Below are 16,394 nucleotides of genomic sequence, written 5' to 3' on the forward strand. Positions count from 1 at the left end.
CACAGGTCCGCGGGTTGTCAGAGAGTTTCGCTGGCGATGCTCAGACCCAGGGTATGGCTGGCGCCGGGTGCCAGTTCCACCAGATCGTCCCAGACGTTCGCGGTCTCGATGCAGAGCATGCGCTGCCAACCGTCGTCGGCCATGTCCGCGAGCTGCGCGGCGCGCTCGGTCCACGGGTTCCAGATCACCGCCGAGCGCGAGCCGGAGCAGCTCAGGCGGATGCGCCGGTTCCACGCCGGATCGACGATGCTCAAAAGGGAAGGGGTGTTGAGGTAGATGCGGTCTGTCTCGCCGCTGAAGGTCAGGTCCGCAGGTTGGCTGCGTTGCTCCCAGTCGGCCAGGGTCTCGATGTAGCTCAGACCATTCACACCTTCCACCCGGACCGAACGCACATCGCTGACGGCGAAGTAGCTGTGCAGCGCCTGACTCAGGGTGACGTGGTCGGTGCCAAGGTTGGTGCTGGTAAGGTTCAGGGTCAGTTGCTCATCCATCACGATGGACAGGGTGAGTTCGACCTGGTGGGGCCAGCCGGGCAGGTCGCCCTGGCTTTCCGGCAGCGTGAACGCCAGTTGCACGCTGTCGCCGCTGCTGTCGATGCCAAGCAATTGCCAGTCGCGCCCGCGTGCCAGGCCATGGGCCGGCGCATCGCTGCCGTTGAACTGGTTGCGGACCGCTTCGGGATTGCGCTGCAGGTTGCCGAACCACGGCCAGCACACCGGCACGCCAGCGCGCACCGACTTGCCGCGCGTGAACAGGGCCTGATCGCTGAGCCAGAGCAGAGGCGGTTCGCCCAGACGCTGATAACTCAGCACCTGCGCGCCCTGCTGGGCCACCAGCAGCTCGGCGCTGTCGCTGGTGATGCGCCAGCAATTGAGTTCGCCGTGTTGTTCCGATTCGACCTTGGGTGTGGACATGCGCTGATCTCGTTGAGGTGCCGTAAGGTCTTTGACCTTTCACAGATCGACGAGTTTACCGCGCAGCCAGGTCAGCGACGAGGCGGGACCGAGCGGGTGCGGCCGCTGCCGTCGATGGCGACGAACACGAAGACGGCCTCGGTGACCTTGCGCCATTCGCTGGACAGCGGATCATCGCTCCACACTTCGACCATCATCTGGATCGAGCTGCGGCCGATTTCCAGGGTCTGGGTATAGAAGGACAATTGCGCACCGACGGCGACAGGCACCAGGAATGCCATGCGGTCGATGGCGACGGTAGCGACGCGACCGCCGGCGACGCGGCTGGCCATGGCCGTGCCGGCGAGGTCCATCTGGGCTACCAGCCAGCCGCCGAAAATATCGCCGAAACCGTTGGTTTCCCGCGGGAGTGCGGTGATCTGCAAGGCCAGGTCGCCTTGCGGGATGGGATCTTCTTGTTCGAGTTCAATCATGCCGGGGGTGCCTCTGACCCGTGTCGCTTCGTTGGTTGACGCAGTATCGGATGCCGCGAAAAACGATTCAGCAGACTCATACCACGCTGCTTACGCTTCGAAGGGCGGCGAAGGGAAACTCTGCGAAACCGACCAAGCATACTTGGCAGCGTTTTCGCACAATATCCCACCTTGGGCGCAACCTGTTTCTACGAGGGGCCAGTATATAGAGCCTCGCAAGCACCGACGACCATGCGGTCACCATTATCTGCGGGGAATATGTAGATCTGTGTCGCTTTCGGACAATTTGTTATCGTGCGGAGTTCATTTCAGGCCTGTAACAACCGTGCCATCAGGTCTGAGTCGCCAATAAGAGAAGCCTCAATGACCTCCGTGCCCTCCAGTATCGAGCAGCCCGCCCGGCCGCTGACCCGCAGTGACTACAAGACCCTGTCGCTTTCCGCCCTGGGCGGTGCGCTGGAATTCTACGACTTCATCATCTTCGTGTTCTTCGCCACGGTGGTCGGCAAGTTGTTCTTCCCACCGGACATGCCCGAATGGCTGCGCCTGATGCAGACCTTCGGCATCTTCGCCGCGGGCTATCTGGCGCGGCCGCTGGGCGGCATCGTCATGGCCCACTTCGGCGACCTGCTCGGGCGAAAGAAGATGTTCACCCTGAGCATCTTCCTGATGGCGGTGCCGACCCTGATCATGGGCCTGCTGCCAACCTACGCGCAGATCGGCATGGCGGCGCCCATTCTGCTGTTGCTGATGCGGGTGATTCAGGGCGCGGCGATTGGTGGTGAAGTCCCCGGCGCCTGGGTGTTCGTCTCCGAGCACGTGCCGGCGCGTAATACCGGTTTCGCCTGCGGCACCCTGACGGCCGGCCTGACGGCGGGCATCCTGCTTGGTTCGCTGGTCGCCACACTCATCAACACCGTCTACACCCCGACGGAAGTGGCCGATTACGCCTGGCGGATCCCGTTCCTGCTCGGCGGTGTGTTCGGCCTGTTCTCGGTGTACCTGCGCCGTTGGCTGCACGAAACCCCGGTGTTCGCCGAACTTCAGCAGCGCAAAGCGCTGGCCGAGGAAGTGCCGCTGCGCGCGGTGCTGCGTGACCACCGCGGAGCCATCGTGCTGTCGATGCTGCTGACCTGGCTGCTGTCGGCCGGCATCATCGTCGTGATTCTTATGACCCCAACCATCCTGCAGACGGTCTACGGCTTCACCCCGACCGTGGCCTTGCAGGCCAACAGCCTGGCGATCGTCTTCCTGACCCTCGGCTGCATCGGCGCCGGCAAGCTGGTTGACCGTTTCGGCGCGGGCCGCATCTTCGTCGCGGGCAGCCTGGCCTTGTTGATCACCTCGTGGACCTTCTACCACACCCTCGCCGACCACAAAGACCTGCTGTTCCCGATGTACGCCCTGACCGGCCTGTGCGTAGGCATCGTCGGTGCGGTGCCGTTCGTAATGGTCCGCGCCTTCCCGCCGGTGGTGCGCTTCAGCGGCCTGTCGTTTTCCTACAACGTCGCCTACGCCATCTTCGGCGGCCTGACCCCGATGGCCGTGACCGCGCTGCTCAAGTTCAGCCCCATGGCCCCGGCGCTGTATGTCGCCGGTATCTGCACCATTGGTCTGCTGGTCGGGCTTTATTTGTTGGCAACCAAGCGCTGAACCCCCTCTAGCTCGCCCTTCGCAACATTCTGAAAAGGCCATCACCCGATTGGGGTGATGGCCTTTCATCTAATTGTCACAATCGATTCATAGAGTAGTCACACGGCCTGCAGATACTGGGCCCGATCCATCTCACCCCCGAATTCCTGCTAGGAGCAAGGCATGAAACTGAAGCGTTTGATGGCGGCCCTGACCTTTGTCGCCGCTGGCGTTGCCACCGCCAATGCGGTTGCCGCTGTTGACCCAGCTATTCCGACCTACACCAAGACCACCGGTGTGTCGGGCAACCTCTCCAGCGTTGGTTCCGATACCCTCGCCAACCTGATGACGCTGTGGGCCGAGGCGTACAAGAAGGAATATCCGAACGTAAACATTCAGATTCAGGCCGCCGGCTCCTCCACCGCGCCACCCGCGCTGACCGAAGGCACCGCCAACCTGGGCCCGATGAGCCGCAAGATGAAGGACGTCGAGCTGCAGGCTTTCGAGCAGAAGTACGGCTACAAGCCGACCGCTATCCCGGTCGCCGTTGACGCCCTGGCTGTGTTCGTCCACAAGGACAACCCGATCAAAGGCCTGACCATGGCTCAGGTTGACGCGATCTTCTCGTCGACCCGTCTGTGCGGCGGCAAAGCCGACGTCAAAACCTGGGGCGACCTGGGCGTGACCGGTGACCTGGCTAACAAGCCGGTTCAACTGTTCGGCCGTAACTCGGTATCCGGCACCTACGGCTACTTCAAGGAAGAAGCCCTGTGCAAAGGCGACTTCAAGCCAAACGTGAACGAACAACCAGGCTCCGCTTCGGTGGTTCAGTCGATCAGCTCCTCGCTGAACGGTATCGGTTACTCGGGCATCGGTTACAAGACCGCTAGCGTCAAGACCGTAGCCCTGGCCAAGAAAGAAGGCGGCGAGTTCGTTGAAGACAACGAAGCCAACGCCCTGAACGGCACCTACCCGCTGTCGCGTTTCCTCTACGTCTACGTCAACAAGGCCCCGAACAAGCCTCTGGCCCCGCTGGAAGCCGAGTTCGTGAAACTGGTTCTGTCCCAGGCAGGCCAGCAGGTCGTGGTGAAAGACGGCTACATCCCGCTGCCAGCCAAAGTGGCTGAGAAAGCCTTGGCTGACCTCGGTCTGAGCCAGACCGCGGGCGTCGCGAAGAACTGAGTGTGACTCAGGCAGGGTTCGGAGGATGCCGAACCCTGCCGCAAATTGTCAGTCCGCTGCCAGGACCTCTGCGCGGCGGGCTTTTTTGCGTCACTGCACTGTAATGTTTTTGTCATACGGGACCGCTAGGGTGTGCGCATGAATGATCTGGCCAACTCCACCATGACCCAAAATTCTCCCCCCGTGCGGATTGATTTCAATACGCCCGAGTTGCAACGCAAACGTCGCCTGCGCGCCTTCAAGGATCGCCTCACCCGCTGGTATGTCCTGGTGGGCGGGCTTGCCGTGCTGGCGGCAATCACCCTGATTTTCTTCTATCTGGCCTACGTGGTCGTGCCGCTGTTCCAGGGTGCGACGCTGACCAGCAAGAAAGCGCTGGAGCCGACCTGGCTGCAACAGGACGCCGGCAAACCGCTGATGATCGCCCTGGAAGAGCAGAACCTGGTGGGGATGCGTGTCTCCGACAAGGGCCAGGCGCTGTTCTTCGACACCAAGACCGGTGCCGAGCTCAAACGCGTCGACCTGCCACTGCCGGCAGGCGTCCAGGTGACTTCGATCGGTTCCGACCAGCCGGGCAGCCCGCTGATCGTGCTGGGCCTGTCCAATGGTCAGGTGATGGTCTTCAGCCACAGCTACAAGATCACCTACCCGGACAACAAGAAAACCATCACCCCTGCCGTCGACTTCCCGTATGGCCAGGAGCCTGTCGCGCTGGACGACCAGGGCCGTGCCGTTGAACACGTGAGCCTGAACCACAACGGCGACACGCTGTTGCTGGCCGGTTCCGCAGGCGCTCACCTGCAGGTGCTGTCGCTCAGCCGTACAGAAAACATGATGACGGGCGAAGTCACCAGCGAGCAGAGCCGTATCGAGCTGCCGCAGATGACCGAGCCGGTGAAGGCGATCTTCATCGATCCACGCCAGCAGTGGCTCTACGTCATTAATGGTCGCGCTCAGGCCGACGTGTTCAGCCTGCGTGAGAAGAGCCTCAACGGTCGCTACAAACTGCTCGAAGACGGCAATGCCGAAATCACCGCCAGCACCCAGTTGGTCGGTGGCATCTCGCTGATTCTCGGAGACTCCAAAGGCGGTCTGAGCCAGTGGTTCATGGCGCGCGATCCAGACGGCGAGCAGCGTTTCAAACGCATCCGCGACTTCAAGATGGACAACGCGCCGATCGTGCAGATCGACGCCGAAGAGCGCCGCAAGGGCTTCATCGCCCTGGACGCCAACGGCAAGCTGGGTGTGTTCCACAGCACCGCGCACCGCACCCTGCTGGTCGAGCCGGCCGCTGAAGGCGCTGGCGTGCTGGCACTGTCGCCGCGGGCCAACCGCGTGATCATCGAAGAAGGTGGCAAGCTGCTGCCGCTGACCTTGAAGAACCCGCACCCGGAAGTTTCCTGGAGCGCGCTGTGGAGCAAGGTCTGGTACGAGAACTACGACGAGCCGAAGTATGTCTGGCAGTCGACCGCCTCGAACACCGACTTCGAACCCAAGCTGAGCCTCTCGCCGCTGACCTTCGGTACGCTCAAGGCCGCGTTCTACGCGATGATCCTGGCTGCACCGCTGGCCATCGCCGCAGCGATCTACACCGCCTACTTCATGGCACCGGGCATGCGCCGCAAGGTCAAGCCGGTGATCGAGTTGATGGAGGCGATGCCGACGGTGATTCTCGGCTTCTTCGCGGGTCTGTTCCTCGCGCCGTACCTTGAAGGCCACTTGCCGGGCGTGTTCAGTCTGCTGATGCTGCTGCCGCTGGGTATCCTGGTCGCCGGCTTCTCCTGGAGCCGCCTGCCCGAGTCGATCCGCCTGCGAGTACCGGACGGTTGGGAAGCTGCCATCCTGATCCCGGTAATCCTCTTCACCGGCTGGTTCGCCCTGTACATGAGTCCGTTCCTGGAGACCTGGTTCTTCGGCGGTGACATGCGCCTGTGGATCACCAACGACCTGGGCATCACCTACGACCAGCGCAACGCCCTGGTAGTGGGTATCGCCATGGGCTTCGCGGTTATCCCGAACATCTACTCGATCGCCGAGGACGCCGTGTTCAGCGTGCCGCGCAGCCTGACCCTGGGTTCGCTGGCTCTGGGCGCCACGCCGTGGCAGACCCTGACCCGCGTAGTCATCCTGACCGCCAGCCCGGGTATCTTCTCGGCACTGATGATCGGTATGGGTCGTGCGGTAGGCGAAACCATGATCGTGCTGATGGCCACCGGCAACACCCCGGTCATGGAGCTGAACCTGTTCGAAGGTATGCGCACCCTGGCAGCCAACGTCGCCGTGGAAATGCCCGAATCGGAAGTCGGCGGCAGCCACTACCGCGTCCTGTTCCTTGCCGCGCTGGTGCTGCTGATGTTCACGTTCGTGATGAACACCTTGGCCGAGCTGATTCGCCAGCGTCTGCGCAAGAAATACTCGTCGCTTTGATAGGAAGGTAGAGATCCGTGAAAAAGGATTCCCTCAAAAGCTGGTTCAAGAGCGGCGCCCCCGGTGTCTGGATAAGCGGTGGCTCGGTGGCCATCGCGGTCATCATGACCATCGGTCTGCTCTCGGTCATCGCTGTACGTGGTCTGGGCCATTTCTGGCCCGCCGACCTGGTCCAGGCCAACTACACCGTGCCGGGCCAGCCCGCGCACGTGGTAGTGGGCGAAGTGGTGCAAAAGGAAGAAGTACCACGTGCCCGTCTGAAAGGTGCCGGCTTGCCGGTACCTGACGTCGGCCCGGAATTCATGACCCGCGAACTGATCAAGGTCGGTAACCGTGACCTCAACGGCAGCGACTTCACCTGGGTTGTGGGTGAATGGCTGACCGACGAACAGCGTCCCGCCGAGATGATCGCCCTGGAACGCCGCGAGTGGGGCAACTTCTACGGCTACCTGGTCAGCGTTAAGGAAAACGGCAAGGTGGTCGGCGAAGGCCAGGCCGCCTGGACCGAACTGCAGAACCGTCTGGCCCGCTCGGAGAAGCTGGCCCGCGACCTGCAAAGTCTTGAGAAGAAAGACATCGGTGCCATCAACCACGGTCTTGAGCGCCTGCGCCTTCACGGCCGCAAGCTGGAGCTGGAAGGCAAGCTGGACGCCGCCGCCCAGGCCGACATCGAGTCCGAGCGTGCCGAGCTGAACAACCGTTACAAGGCCATCGAAGAGCGTCTGGGCACCCTGCACCAGGATTTCGCTCGCGACAGCCTGGTAGCGCGTGACGGCAACGGCCGTGAAGTCGAGATCAACCTGAGCAAGGTGGTGCACGCCTACCAGCCGAACGGCATGGGCCTGTTCACCAAGCTGGGCGTGTACTTCGCCAAGGTCTGGGAATTCCTCAGCGACGACCCGCGTGAAGCCAACACTGAAGGCGGTATCTTCCCGGCCATTTTCGGTACGGTGATGATGACTCTGATCATGGCCGTGATCGTGACGCCATTCGGCGTGCTGGCAGCGGTCTACCTGCGTGAATACGCTCGTCAGGGACCCATCACCCGGCTGATCCGCATCGCGGTGAACAACCTGGCCGGTGTTCCGGCGATCGTCTACGGCGTGTTCGGCCTGGGCTTCTTCGTCTACGTGCTGGGTGGCTCGCTTGACCGGCTGTTCTTCCCCGAATCGCTGCCGGCGCCAACCCTCGGTACGCCGGGCCTGCTCTGGGCTTCGCTGACCCTGGCACTGCTGGCGGTACCGGTGGTGATCGTTGCCACCGAAGAAGGTCTGGCGCGGATCCCGCGGACCGTGCGTGAAGGCTCTCTGGCCCTCGGCGCAACCAAGGCCGAGACGCTGTGGAAGATCGTCCTGCCGATGGCCAGCCCGGCGATGATGACCGGCATGATCCTCGCGGTGGCCCGTGCCGCCGGTGAAGTGGCGCCGCTGATGCTGGTGGGTGTGGTGAAACTGGCGCCGTCGCTGCCGGTGGACGGCAACTACCCGTACCTGCACCTGGACCAGAAGATCATGCACCTGGGCTTCCACATCTATGACGTCGGCTTCCAGAGCCCGAACGTCGAGGCCGCGCGTCCGCTGGTATACGCCACCGCGCTGCTGCTGGTGCTGGTCATTGCCACGCTGAACCTGTCGGCGGTCTGGATCCGTAACCACCTGCGCGAGAAGTACAAAGCGCTGGATCACTGATCGTCACCGTCTTTTTGCAAGTGCCGCCCGCGCCGTGTGCCGGGCGGTTCGATGAAACGAAATTGATAGCGTATGGAGTCTGACCATGCAGCATGAACCCCACACCCACGGCATCGATATGTCGGCCTTGGGTCGCGACAAACAGAGCCTGCGTCTGGCGGAAGAAACCGTGGCCATCGAAGTGCCCGGCCTGAGCCTGTTCTACGGCGAGAAACAAGCCCTGTTCGACGTCAGCATGAACATCCCCAAACAGCGCGTGACCGCCTTCATTGGCCCGTCCGGCTGCGGTAAATCCACACTGCTGCGGACCTTCAACCGGATGAACGATCTGGTCGACGGCTGCCGTGTCGAGGGCGCGATCAACCTCTACGGCAACAACATCTACCGCAAGGGCGAAGACGTCGCCGAGCTGCGCCGTCGCGTCGGCATGGTGTTCCAGAAGCCGAACCCGTTCCCCAAGACCATCTATGAAAACGTGGTCTACGGCCTGCGCATCCAGGGCATCAACAAGAAGCGCGTGCTCGACGAAGCCGTCGAATGGGCACTGAAAGGCGCGGCGCTGTGGGAAGAAGTGAAAGACCGCCTGCACGACTCGGCCCTCGGCCTGTCCGGTGGTCAGCAGCAGCGTCTGGTGATCGCCCGTACCATCGCCGTGGAACCGGAAGTCCTGCTGCTCGACGAGCCTTGCTCGGCACTGGACCCGATCTCCACCCTGAAGGTCGAAGAGCTGATCTATGAGCTGAAGTCCAAGTACACCATCGTCATCGTGACCCACAACATGCAGCAGGCGGCCCGGGTTTCGGACTACACCGCGTTCATGTACATGGGCAAACTGGTCGAATTCGGTGATACCGATACCCTGTTCACCAACCCGGCGAAGAAGCAGACCGAAGACTACATCACCGGTCGCTACGGCTAGTCGCGCGGGGCGCGACAGCTTCACGCTGCGAGCCACGAGCGGCAACAAGGTGAACTCAGGGATTACACGAACGACTTGAAGCTTGCGGCTTGAAGCTGGCAGCTTATTCGCGGAGCGAAAGCATGATCGACAAAGACAGCCTCACCCATCACATCTCCCAGCAGTTCAACGCCGAGCTCGAAGAGGTGCGCAGCCACCTTCTGGCCATGGGCGGCCTGGTCGAGAAGCAGGTCAACGACGCGGTCACCGCGCTGATCGAGGCCGACTCCGGCCTGGCCCAGCAGGTGCGCGAGGTTGACGAGCAAATCAACCAGATGGAACGCAACATCGACGAGGAATGCGTGCGCATTCTTGCCCGTCGCCAGCCGGCCGCGTCGGACCTGCGCCTGATCATCAGCATTTCCAAGTCGGTGATCGACCTGGAGCGCATCGGTGACGAGTCGACCAAGATCGCTCGCCGCGCCATCCAGCTCTGTGAGGAAGGCGAATCGCCGCGCGGTTACGTCGAGGTTCGCCATATCGGCGACCAGGTGCGCAACATGGTCCGCGATGCACTGGACGCCTTCGCCCGCTTCGACGCCGAACTGGCCCTGTCGGTTGCTCAATACGACAAGACCATCGACCGCGAATACAAGACCGCGCTGCGCGAACTGGTCACCTACATGATGGAAGACCCGCGTTCCATCTCGCGGGTGCTGAGCGTGATCTGGGCCCTGCGTTCGCTGGAGCGTATCGGCGACCACGCGCGCAACATCTCTGAGCTGGTGATTTACCTGGTGCGCGGTACCGACGTCCGTCACCTGGGCCTGGCGCGCATGAGGGAAGAAGTTCAGGGCACTGAAAAAGCTAATGTTTCGGGCGAATCTGACGATAAATAAGACTGCCCCGAGAACTAACGCCTGGCTCCGGCCGGGCGTTTTCGTTTGCGGCAGCGCAATAGAAGGCACCCGCGAACGAATGCGTTATGTCCCGGCGTGACCGAAGTTTTGGCCAATGGCCATCAGTCAACGTTATGCTAGTCGGGATCAGGAAGGAGTGGCGATGAGTAAAGTCAGTGTTTTGGTGGTGGATGACGCGCCGTTTATCCGCGATCTGGTGAAGAAATGCCTGCGCAACTATTTTCCGGGCATGGTCATTGAAGATGCGGTCAACGGGCGCAAAGCCCAGACCCTGATGGCCCGGGAAGTGTTCGACCTGATTCTGTGCGACTGGGAAATGCCGGAGATGTCCGGCCTCGAACTCCTGACCTGGTGCCGCCAGCAGGACTCGATGAAGACCCTGCCGTTCATCATGGTGACCAGCCGCGGCGACAAGGAAAACGTGGTTCAGGCCATCCAGGCCGGCGTTTCCGACTATGTCGGCAAGCCGTTCACCAACGAGCAGTTGCTGACCAAAGTAAAAAAGGCCCTGGCCAGGGTTGGCAAGCTCGAGGCGAGCATGGCCGGCGGTAATGCACGCTCCTCCAGCGGTTTTGCCAATGACTCGCTGTCGGCCCTGACCAGCGGCAAGCCTGAGCAGGCCAAGGCCAGTGCACCGGTCGCGGCGCCAGCCGCCCAGCCACAGGTCAGCGCTCCCGCGCCTGAGCCGGCCAAGCCTGCCGTGCCGGCCGGACGTGGCCAAGGCCAGCTGCGCCTGTCCAGCGGCAATCAGCCCTGCATCATCAAGGCACTGACCCTCAAGGAAGCTTCTCTGGTGGTACGCCGCAGCGATGCCCTGCCGCAGGTGCTGGAAGGCGCCGTGCTGGACCTGGAGCAAGGCGAAACCTCGGAGATCGCCCGGCTCAACGGTTACCTGCATTCGGTCGCGGCACTTGAGCCCAAGCCCGACAGCGACTGGCTGCAACTGATCTTCCGCTTTGTCGACCAGGATGCGCAGAAGCTCGACTACCTGTCTCGCCTGATCGCCCGCGGTACGGCCCAGAAGCAATACATTCCGAGCGCCTGATCACCGTTCACCCCGACCTGCGTCGAGCGAAGCTGCCCAGCGACTCGCCGACGCGCCGTCTGGCGGCAAATTGCCACCGCTGATCGGCTTGAACCTTCCTGAAACAGTCCCCGCCTTCTGCGACAAAAACCGGCTGCTAGGCTTCGACAAAGCACAACTGTCAGAAGGCCATTAGTCATGCCATCCCGCCTGCTGCTGTTCTGCGCCTTGCTGCTATCTGCCGGGCCGGCTCTGGCCATGACCATCTATAAAAGCACCGACCCTTACGGTGTTGTTTCCTACTCTGATCGGCCCCAGCCTGGTGCGCGGCCTTTCATCTTTCGGGACCAGATGGTCGAGCAACTGGACAGTCAGGTGCACCTTCAAGCCACGCCGCATGCTGGCGGTGTGCATTTCTCCGTGTACAACGAGTTGTTCGCGCCCGTCGAAGTCGAGTTGCGCCTGGAGCGCCTGGGCAATGCGAGGGACGTCGGACCGCGGGTAGTACGGCGGGTGGTGCCGCCACGGGCCACGGTAGCGCTGACCAGCGTCAGTGCCTTGCAACCGGGCAAACCGGTGACTTACCGCGAGAAATTTCGTACGGCCCTCGGCGACCCCGTGCAGCGGCCGCAGGCCTATCGCTACCCCTTGCCCTGGCGTGGCGGACCGTTTCGCCTGACCCAGGGCCCTAACGGCCGCTTCAGCCATTTCGGGCCCAAAGGCCGCTACGCCATGGACATCGCCATGCCCGAGGGCACGCCGATCATCGCTGCGCGTCCTGGCGTGGTGGTCAAGGTGGAGAACCGGCAAAGCGGGCGCGGGACGCAGCCGTCCGGCAATTTCGTGAGGGTCCTGCACAGCGACGGCACCATGGGCGTGTACCTGCACTTGATGCGCGGTTCGGTGGTGGTCAGGGAAGGGCAGCAGGTGGCGTATGGCACGCCGCTGGCGCGGTCGGGAAATACCGGCAGGAGCACCGCGCCGCACCTGCATTTCGTGGTGCAGCGCAATGTCGGGCTGGCGGTGGAGTCGATTCCCTACCAGTTCAACCAGCCCGTGGGTGGGTTGCCGAACTTCACCGCCGGCAACCCGTGACGGTGCTCAATCGAGCTTGAGCACCTTGGCCAGGACGATCTTCGGCCCTTTCATCTTCTTGATGATGATGCGCAGGCCTTCGACTTCCAGCACTTCTTCCTCTTCGGGGACGCGCTTGAGGGTCTCGTAGACCAGGCCAGCGAGGGTTTCCGCCTCGATGTGGTCGAGGTCCAGGCCCAGCAGGCGCTCGACCTTGAACAGCGGCGTGTCACCCCGCACCAGCAGCTTGCCCGGCTGGTAGGCGAGGATGCCGCGTTCGGCCTTGCGGTGTTCGTCCTGGATATCGCCGACCAGCACTTCCAGCACGTCTTCCATGGTCAGGTAGCCGATGACTTTGCCGTCGGCCTCCTCGACCAGCGCGAAGTGCGCGCCGCCTTTGCGGAACTGCTCCAGCAACTGCGACAGCGGCATGTGCCGGGAGACGCGCTCCAGCGGGCGGGTCAGTTCGGCCAGGTCGAAGGATTCTGGAACGTGGTCCAGCGCCGCCAGTTCCAGCAGCAGGTCCTTGATGTGCAGCAGGCCGACGAACTCGCCGCGCTCGGCGTCGTACACCGGGTAACGGCTGAACTTGTGCCGGCGGAACATCGCCAGGATCTCTTTCAGCGGCGCATTGACGTCGAGGCTGATCATGTCTTCGCGGGAGTTGGCCCAGTCGACCACTTCCAGCTCGCCCATTTCCACCGCCGAGGCCAGCACGCGCATGCCTTGGTCGCTGGGATCCTGGCCACGGCTCGAGTGCAGGATCAGTTTCAGTTCGTCACGGCTGTAGTGATGCTCGTGGTGCGGGCCGGGCTCGCCTTGGCCGGCGATACGCAGGATGGCGTTGGCGCTGGCGTTGAGCAGGTAGATGGCCGGGTACATGGCCCAGTAGAACAGGTACAGCGGCACGGCGGTCCACAGCGACAGCAGCTCTGGCTTGCGGATCGCCCAGGACTTGGGCGCCAGCTCACCGACCACGATGTGCAGGTAGGAAATCACGAAGAAGGCGCTGAAGAACGAAACGCCCTTGATGATCTCCGGCGACTGCACGCCGATGGCGGCCAACAGCGGTTCGAGCAGGTGGGCGAACGCCGGTTCGCCGACCCAGCCAAGGCCCAGCGATGCCAGGGTGATACCCAGTTGGCAGGCGGACAGGTAGGCGTCCAGTTGGCTGTGTACGGTGCGCAGGATATGTCCGCGCCAGCCATTCTGTTCGGCGATTGCCTCGACCCGGGTCGAGCGCAGTTTGACCATGGCGAACTCGGCGGCTACGAAAAAGCCGTTGAGCAGAACCAGCAAGAGAGCGAAAAGAATCATGCCGAAATCGGCGAAGAGTGAGGCGAGGCTGATACTAGGGGAAGGGTCCATGATGGAGTTTTACGGGGTCCGTCTTCTTGAAATAGGAGGAAAAAAGATGCCAGCTCATGCTGGCACCCGTCCGCCAATGTAGCGGCTGAAAACCCAAATGCAAAGTGCGCTGGATCACTGAACCTTGCGGGCGGCGATCTGAACGCCGGCGAAGTGGCAGGTAAAGGTGCTGCCATGGCCCGGAACGCTGCTGATTTCCAGGCGACCGCGATGGCGCAGCAGCACGTGCTTGACGATCGCCAGGCCCAGGCCGGTGCCACCGGTATTGGAGGCGCGGCTGGAATCGACCCGGTAGAAACGCTCGGTGAGGCGCGGCAGGTGCTTGGCGTCGATACCGATGCCCGAGTCTTGCACGCTCAGGTGCGCGCCGTGTTCGTCGCCCCACCAGCGTATGCGGATATTGCCCTCGTCCGGGGTGTACTTCACGGCGTTGAACACCAGGTTGGAGAAGGCGCTGCGCAGTTCCGCCTCGCTGCCTTTCAGGCGCAGGCCGGGCTCGGCTTCCAGGGTGATGCGCTGGTTGCGCTGGCCAGACAGTGCCTGGGCGTCGCCCTTGATGGAGTGCAGCAGGGTGTCGACTGCGACCGGAAGGTTGTCCGACGGGTAATCGGTGGCTTCCAGCTTGGCCAGCAGCAGCAGGTCGTTGAGCAGCGTCTGCATGCGTCCGCCCTGTTGCTGCATTTGCTGCAGCGCCCGCGTCCAGCGTGGATTCACGTCTTCCACGTTGTCCAGCAGGGTTTCCAGGTAGCCGGCAATCACGGTCAGCGGTGTGCGCAATTCGTGGGATACGTTGGCGACGAAATCCTTGCGCATCTGTTCGAGCTGGTGGATACGGGTGACGTCGCGCACCAGCATCAGGTGCTCGTTGTTGCCGTAGCGGGTGATGTGCAACTGAATGCGCAGGCGGTCGCTGATCGGCGACGGGATTTCCAGCGGCTCCAGGTAGTTTTCCTGCTCGAAATACTCCTTGAAGCGTGGATGGCGGACCAGATTGGTCACCGGCTGGCCGCTGTCTTGCGGGGTTTTGAGGCCCAGCAGGGTTTCGGCTGCGCGGTTCCACCACTCCAGATTGCCTTCGCTGTCGAGCATGATCACCGCATCTCGCAGCGCGGCGGTGGACTCCTGGACGCGGTCGATCACCGCTTGCAGGCGCCCGCGGACCCGTTGGTCGCGGCGCTGCAGGTGATAGATGCTGTCGAAGATCTCGCCCCACAGGCCGTAGCCGTCCGGTGGTGCTTCATCGGATCTGTGCTCTTGCAGCCACTGGTGCAGCCGCAGCATCTGTTTCAGGGTCCAGCCCAGGTAGACAGCCAGGCCGAGCGCGAGGCTCCAGCCATAGTGGCCGCTGATCAGCCCGACAAGCAGGCAGACGGTAATCAGCAGCAGCATGTGGCGAATGAGGGTGCCGTGCCAGTTCTGGTTCACTTCGGGATCCTTGGGGATCAGCCTCACGTTGCAGCTACACGCTGCAAGGGTGAAGCGGATCGCGTTTTGCTTTTTGCTCTTCTTGAGACTGGATCAAGCGCAAGCTTGAAACGGCTTTCAACCCTTGGTTGAAAACCTGTATCCGGTGCCGCGAACGGTTTGTACCAGATTTTCATAGGCTTCACCCAGTGCCTTGCGCAGGCGCCGGATATGCACGTCGACGGTACGTTCCTCGACATAGACGTTGCCGCCCCAGACCTGGTCGAGCAGTTGCCCGCGGGTGTAGGCACGCTCCTGGTGGGTCATGAAGAACTGCAACAGGCGGTATTCGGTGGGGCCCATCTCGGCGGGCTTGCCGTCGATGGTCACGCGGTGGCTGATGGGATCGAGCAGCAGGCCGCCGACTTCGATCGGCGCTTCGCCATCGCTCGGGCCGGCACGGCGCAGGACGGCCTTGAGGCGGGCGACCAGCTCGCGCGGCGAGAACGGCTTGGTGATGTAGTCGTCGGCGCCGACTTCCAGGCCCTGGATCTTGTTGTCTTCCTCACCCTTGGCGGTGAGCATGATGATCGGTACGTCGCTGGTCAGCTCGTCGCGCTTGAGGCGGCGGGCCAGCTCGATGCCCGAGGTGCCCGGCAGCATCCAGTCGAGCAGGATCAGGTCCGGCTTGCGGTCCACGATGATGGCATGGGCCTGTTGCGAGTTTTCGGCCTCGAGGCAGTCATAGCCAGCCATTTCCAATGCAACGGCGATCATTTCGCGAATTGGCGCTTCGTCGTCAACGATCAGAATGTTCCTGCCAACCATGCTCAAACCTCTCCCAGCTTCTGGTGTCTTGGCCCGCATTAGATAACGGAATTATTGCAGTCGTGTGACAGGTCGGGGGCCGTTGCAGCAACATTTCGTTACTGAGCTAGGCTGTAAATCCCACTCCCGAGATTTAACGGTGAATCCAATGACACGACATACGCTGAACTGGATGACGCTCTGCGCAGCTCTCGCCTTACCGGGGATGGCCCTGGCCGACCATGCCATGGAGAAGGACGGCATGCTGGTGGATCACAACGGCATGACGCTCTACACCTTCGACAAGGATGCTGGCGGCAAGTCCATGTGCAACGACGAATGCGCGAAGAACTGGCCACCCCTGGCGGCCAAGGCCGGTGAGAAGGCCGAAGGCAAATGGACGCAGATCAAGCGTGCCGACGGCAGCATGCAGTGGGCCTATGACGGCAAACCACTGTACACCTTCGTCAAGGACAAGAAGGGCGGAGACATGACCGGTGATGGCATGAAGGACGTCTGGCACGTCGCCAAGCCCTGAACCGTAGCTCCCACAGAGGCTTGAATCAGCCACTGTGGGAGCCGG

Annotated in this window: 14 protein-coding genes; 9 read left to right on the top strand and 5 right to left on the bottom strand. The window is 62.3% G+C overall.

The genetic code is table 11. The annotated features are described in order from the left end of the window. Window positions 1–17: 17 nt before the first annotated feature. Both CKW37_RS25225 and CKW37_RS25230 read right to left on the bottom strand, forming a co-directional pair. Window positions 18–914 (bottom strand): D-hexose-6-phosphate mutarotase, encoded by an 897-nt coding sequence (locus tag CKW37_RS25225; RefSeq protein WP_095158921.1) that lies wholly within the window; start codon window positions 912–914, stop codon window positions 18–20. Window positions 915–985: 71 nt separating this feature from the next. Next, window positions 986–1,387: an acyl-CoA thioesterase gene (locus CKW37_RS25230; RefSeq protein ID WP_009402429.1), complete on the bottom strand. Its 402-nt coding sequence runs from the start codon at window positions 1,385–1,387 to the stop codon at window positions 986–988. Window positions 1,388–1,750: 363 nt separating this feature from the next. Here CKW37_RS25230 and CKW37_RS25235 point away from each other — a divergent pair, with 363 nt between their 5' ends. The 8 genes from CKW37_RS25235 (at window position 1,751) to CKW37_RS25270 (ending at window position 12,253) form a co-directional block, all read left to right on the top strand. After that, window positions 1,751–3,040, top strand: a complete 1,290-nt coding sequence (locus CKW37_RS25235; RefSeq protein ID WP_095158922.1) for an MFS transporter — start codon at window positions 1,751–1,753, stop codon at window positions 3,038–3,040. 162 nt (window positions 3,041–3,202) lie between these two features. Continuing rightward, window positions 3,203–4,201 carry a phosphate ABC transporter substrate-binding protein PstS gene (locus CKW37_RS25240; protein WP_095158923.1) on the top strand — a complete coding sequence of 333 codons (999 nt, stop codon included), beginning with the start codon at window positions 3,203–3,205 and terminating at the stop codon, window positions 4,199–4,201. A 138-nt stretch (window positions 4,202–4,339) separates the two neighbouring features. Beyond that, window positions 4,340–6,628, top strand: coding sequence for an ABC transporter permease subunit (locus tag CKW37_RS25245; protein WP_095158924.1), 2,289 nt, complete (start codon window positions 4,340–4,342; stop codon window positions 6,626–6,628). Between the two features lie 17 nt (window positions 6,629–6,645). Then, window positions 6,646–8,316: a phosphate ABC transporter permease PstA gene (pstA, locus tag CKW37_RS25250; protein ID WP_095158925.1), complete on the top strand. Its 1,671-nt coding sequence runs from the start codon at window positions 6,646–6,648 to the stop codon at window positions 8,314–8,316. A gap of 85 nt (window positions 8,317–8,401) precedes the next feature. Further along, entirely contained in the window at window positions 8,402–9,235 is an 834-nt protein-coding gene (pstB, locus tag CKW37_RS25255; protein WP_095158926.1) for a phosphate ABC transporter ATP-binding protein PstB, read from the top strand. 122 nt (window positions 9,236–9,357) lie between these two features. Then, window positions 9,358–10,113 carry a phosphate signaling complex protein PhoU gene (phoU, locus tag CKW37_RS25260; RefSeq protein ID WP_095158927.1) on the top strand — a complete coding sequence of 252 codons (756 nt, stop codon included), beginning with the start codon at window positions 9,358–9,360 and terminating at the stop codon, window positions 10,111–10,113. Window positions 10,114–10,276: 163 nt separating this feature from the next. Further along, window positions 10,277–11,179 (top strand): response regulator, encoded by a 903-nt coding sequence (locus CKW37_RS25265; RefSeq protein ID WP_095158928.1) that lies wholly within the window; start codon window positions 10,277–10,279, stop codon window positions 11,177–11,179. A 177-nt stretch (window positions 11,180–11,356) separates the two neighbouring features. Then, window positions 11,357–12,253, top strand: coding sequence for a peptidoglycan DD-metalloendopeptidase family protein (locus CKW37_RS25270; RefSeq protein WP_095158929.1), 897 nt, complete (start codon window positions 11,357–11,359; stop codon window positions 12,251–12,253). A 6-nt stretch (window positions 12,254–12,259) separates the two neighbouring features. Here CKW37_RS25270 and CKW37_RS25275 read toward each other — a convergent pair whose 3' ends face one another. From CKW37_RS25275 to phoB, 3 genes are all read right to left on the bottom strand, one after another. Then, a complete protein-coding gene (locus tag CKW37_RS25275; RefSeq protein WP_095158930.1) occupies window positions 12,260–13,600 on the bottom strand; it encodes a hemolysin family protein in 1,341 nt (446 codons plus the stop codon). 114 nt (window positions 13,601–13,714) lie between these two features. Beyond that, window positions 13,715–14,989, bottom strand: a complete 1,275-nt coding sequence (phoR, locus tag CKW37_RS25280) for a phosphate regulon sensor histidine kinase PhoR (RefSeq protein WP_256587860.1) — start codon at window positions 14,987–14,989, stop codon at window positions 13,715–13,717. Window positions 14,990–15,142: 153 nt separating this feature from the next. Further along, window positions 15,143–15,832, bottom strand: a complete 690-nt coding sequence (gene phoB, locus CKW37_RS25285; RefSeq protein WP_095158932.1) for a phosphate regulon transcriptional regulator PhoB — start codon at window positions 15,830–15,832, stop codon at window positions 15,143–15,145. Between the two features lie 148 nt (window positions 15,833–15,980). On the opposite strand from phoB, the gene CKW37_RS25290 reads away from it, so the two are divergent. After that, window positions 15,981–16,349 carry a hypothetical protein gene (locus tag CKW37_RS25290; protein WP_095158933.1) on the top strand — a complete coding sequence of 123 codons (369 nt, stop codon included), beginning with the start codon at window positions 15,981–15,983 and terminating at the stop codon, window positions 16,347–16,349. Window positions 16,350–16,394: the final 45 nt, after the last annotated feature.

The sequence above is a fragment of the Pseudomonas sp. Irchel 3E13 genome, from assembly GCF_900187455.1.
GTDB lineage: Bacteria > Pseudomonadota > Gammaproteobacteria > Pseudomonadales > Pseudomonadaceae > Aquipseudomonas.

What these genes read in the sequence shown, in the direction of transcription:
- CKW37_RS25225 (WP_095158921.1), bottom strand. Translation starts at nt 914, where the DNA reads ATGTCCACACCCAAGGTCGAATCGGAACAACACGGCGAACTCAATTGC.
- CKW37_RS25230 (WP_009402429.1), bottom strand. Translation starts at nt 1,387, where the DNA reads ATGATTGAACTCGAACAAGAAGATCCCATCCCGCAAGGCGACCTGGCC.
- CKW37_RS25235 (WP_095158922.1), top strand. Translation starts at nt 1,751, where the DNA reads ATGACCTCCGTGCCCTCCAGTATCGAGCAGCCCGCCCGGCCGCTGACC.
- CKW37_RS25240 (WP_095158923.1), top strand. Translation starts at nt 3,203, where the DNA reads ATGAAACTGAAGCGTTTGATGGCGGCCCTGACCTTTGTCGCCGCTGGC.
- CKW37_RS25245 (WP_095158924.1), top strand. Translation starts at nt 4,340, where the DNA reads ATGAATGATCTGGCCAACTCCACCATGACCCAAAATTCTCCCCCCGTG.
- pstB (WP_095158926.1), top strand. Translation starts at nt 8,402, where the DNA reads ATGCAGCATGAACCCCACACCCACGGCATCGATATGTCGGCCTTGGGT.
- phoU (WP_095158927.1), top strand. Translation starts at nt 9,358, where the DNA reads ATGATCGACAAAGACAGCCTCACCCATCACATCTCCCAGCAGTTCAAC.
- CKW37_RS25265 (WP_095158928.1), top strand. Translation starts at nt 10,277, where the DNA reads ATGAGTAAAGTCAGTGTTTTGGTGGTGGATGACGCGCCGTTTATCCGC.
- CKW37_RS25270 (WP_095158929.1), top strand. Translation starts at nt 11,357, where the DNA reads ATGCCATCCCGCCTGCTGCTGTTCTGCGCCTTGCTGCTATCTGCCGGG.
- CKW37_RS25275 (WP_095158930.1), bottom strand. Translation starts at nt 13,600, where the DNA reads ATGGACCCTTCCCCTAGTATCAGCCTCGCCTCACTCTTCGCCGATTTC.
- phoR (WP_256587860.1), bottom strand. Translation starts at nt 14,989, where the DNA reads ATGCTGCTGCTGATTACCGTCTGCCTGCTTGTCGGGCTGATCAGCGGC.
- phoB (WP_095158932.1), bottom strand. Translation starts at nt 15,832, where the DNA reads ATGGTTGGCAGGAACATTCTGATCGTTGACGACGAAGCGCCAATTCGC.
- CKW37_RS25290 (WP_095158933.1), top strand. Translation starts at nt 15,981, where the DNA reads ATGACACGACATACGCTGAACTGGATGACGCTCTGCGCAGCTCTCGCC.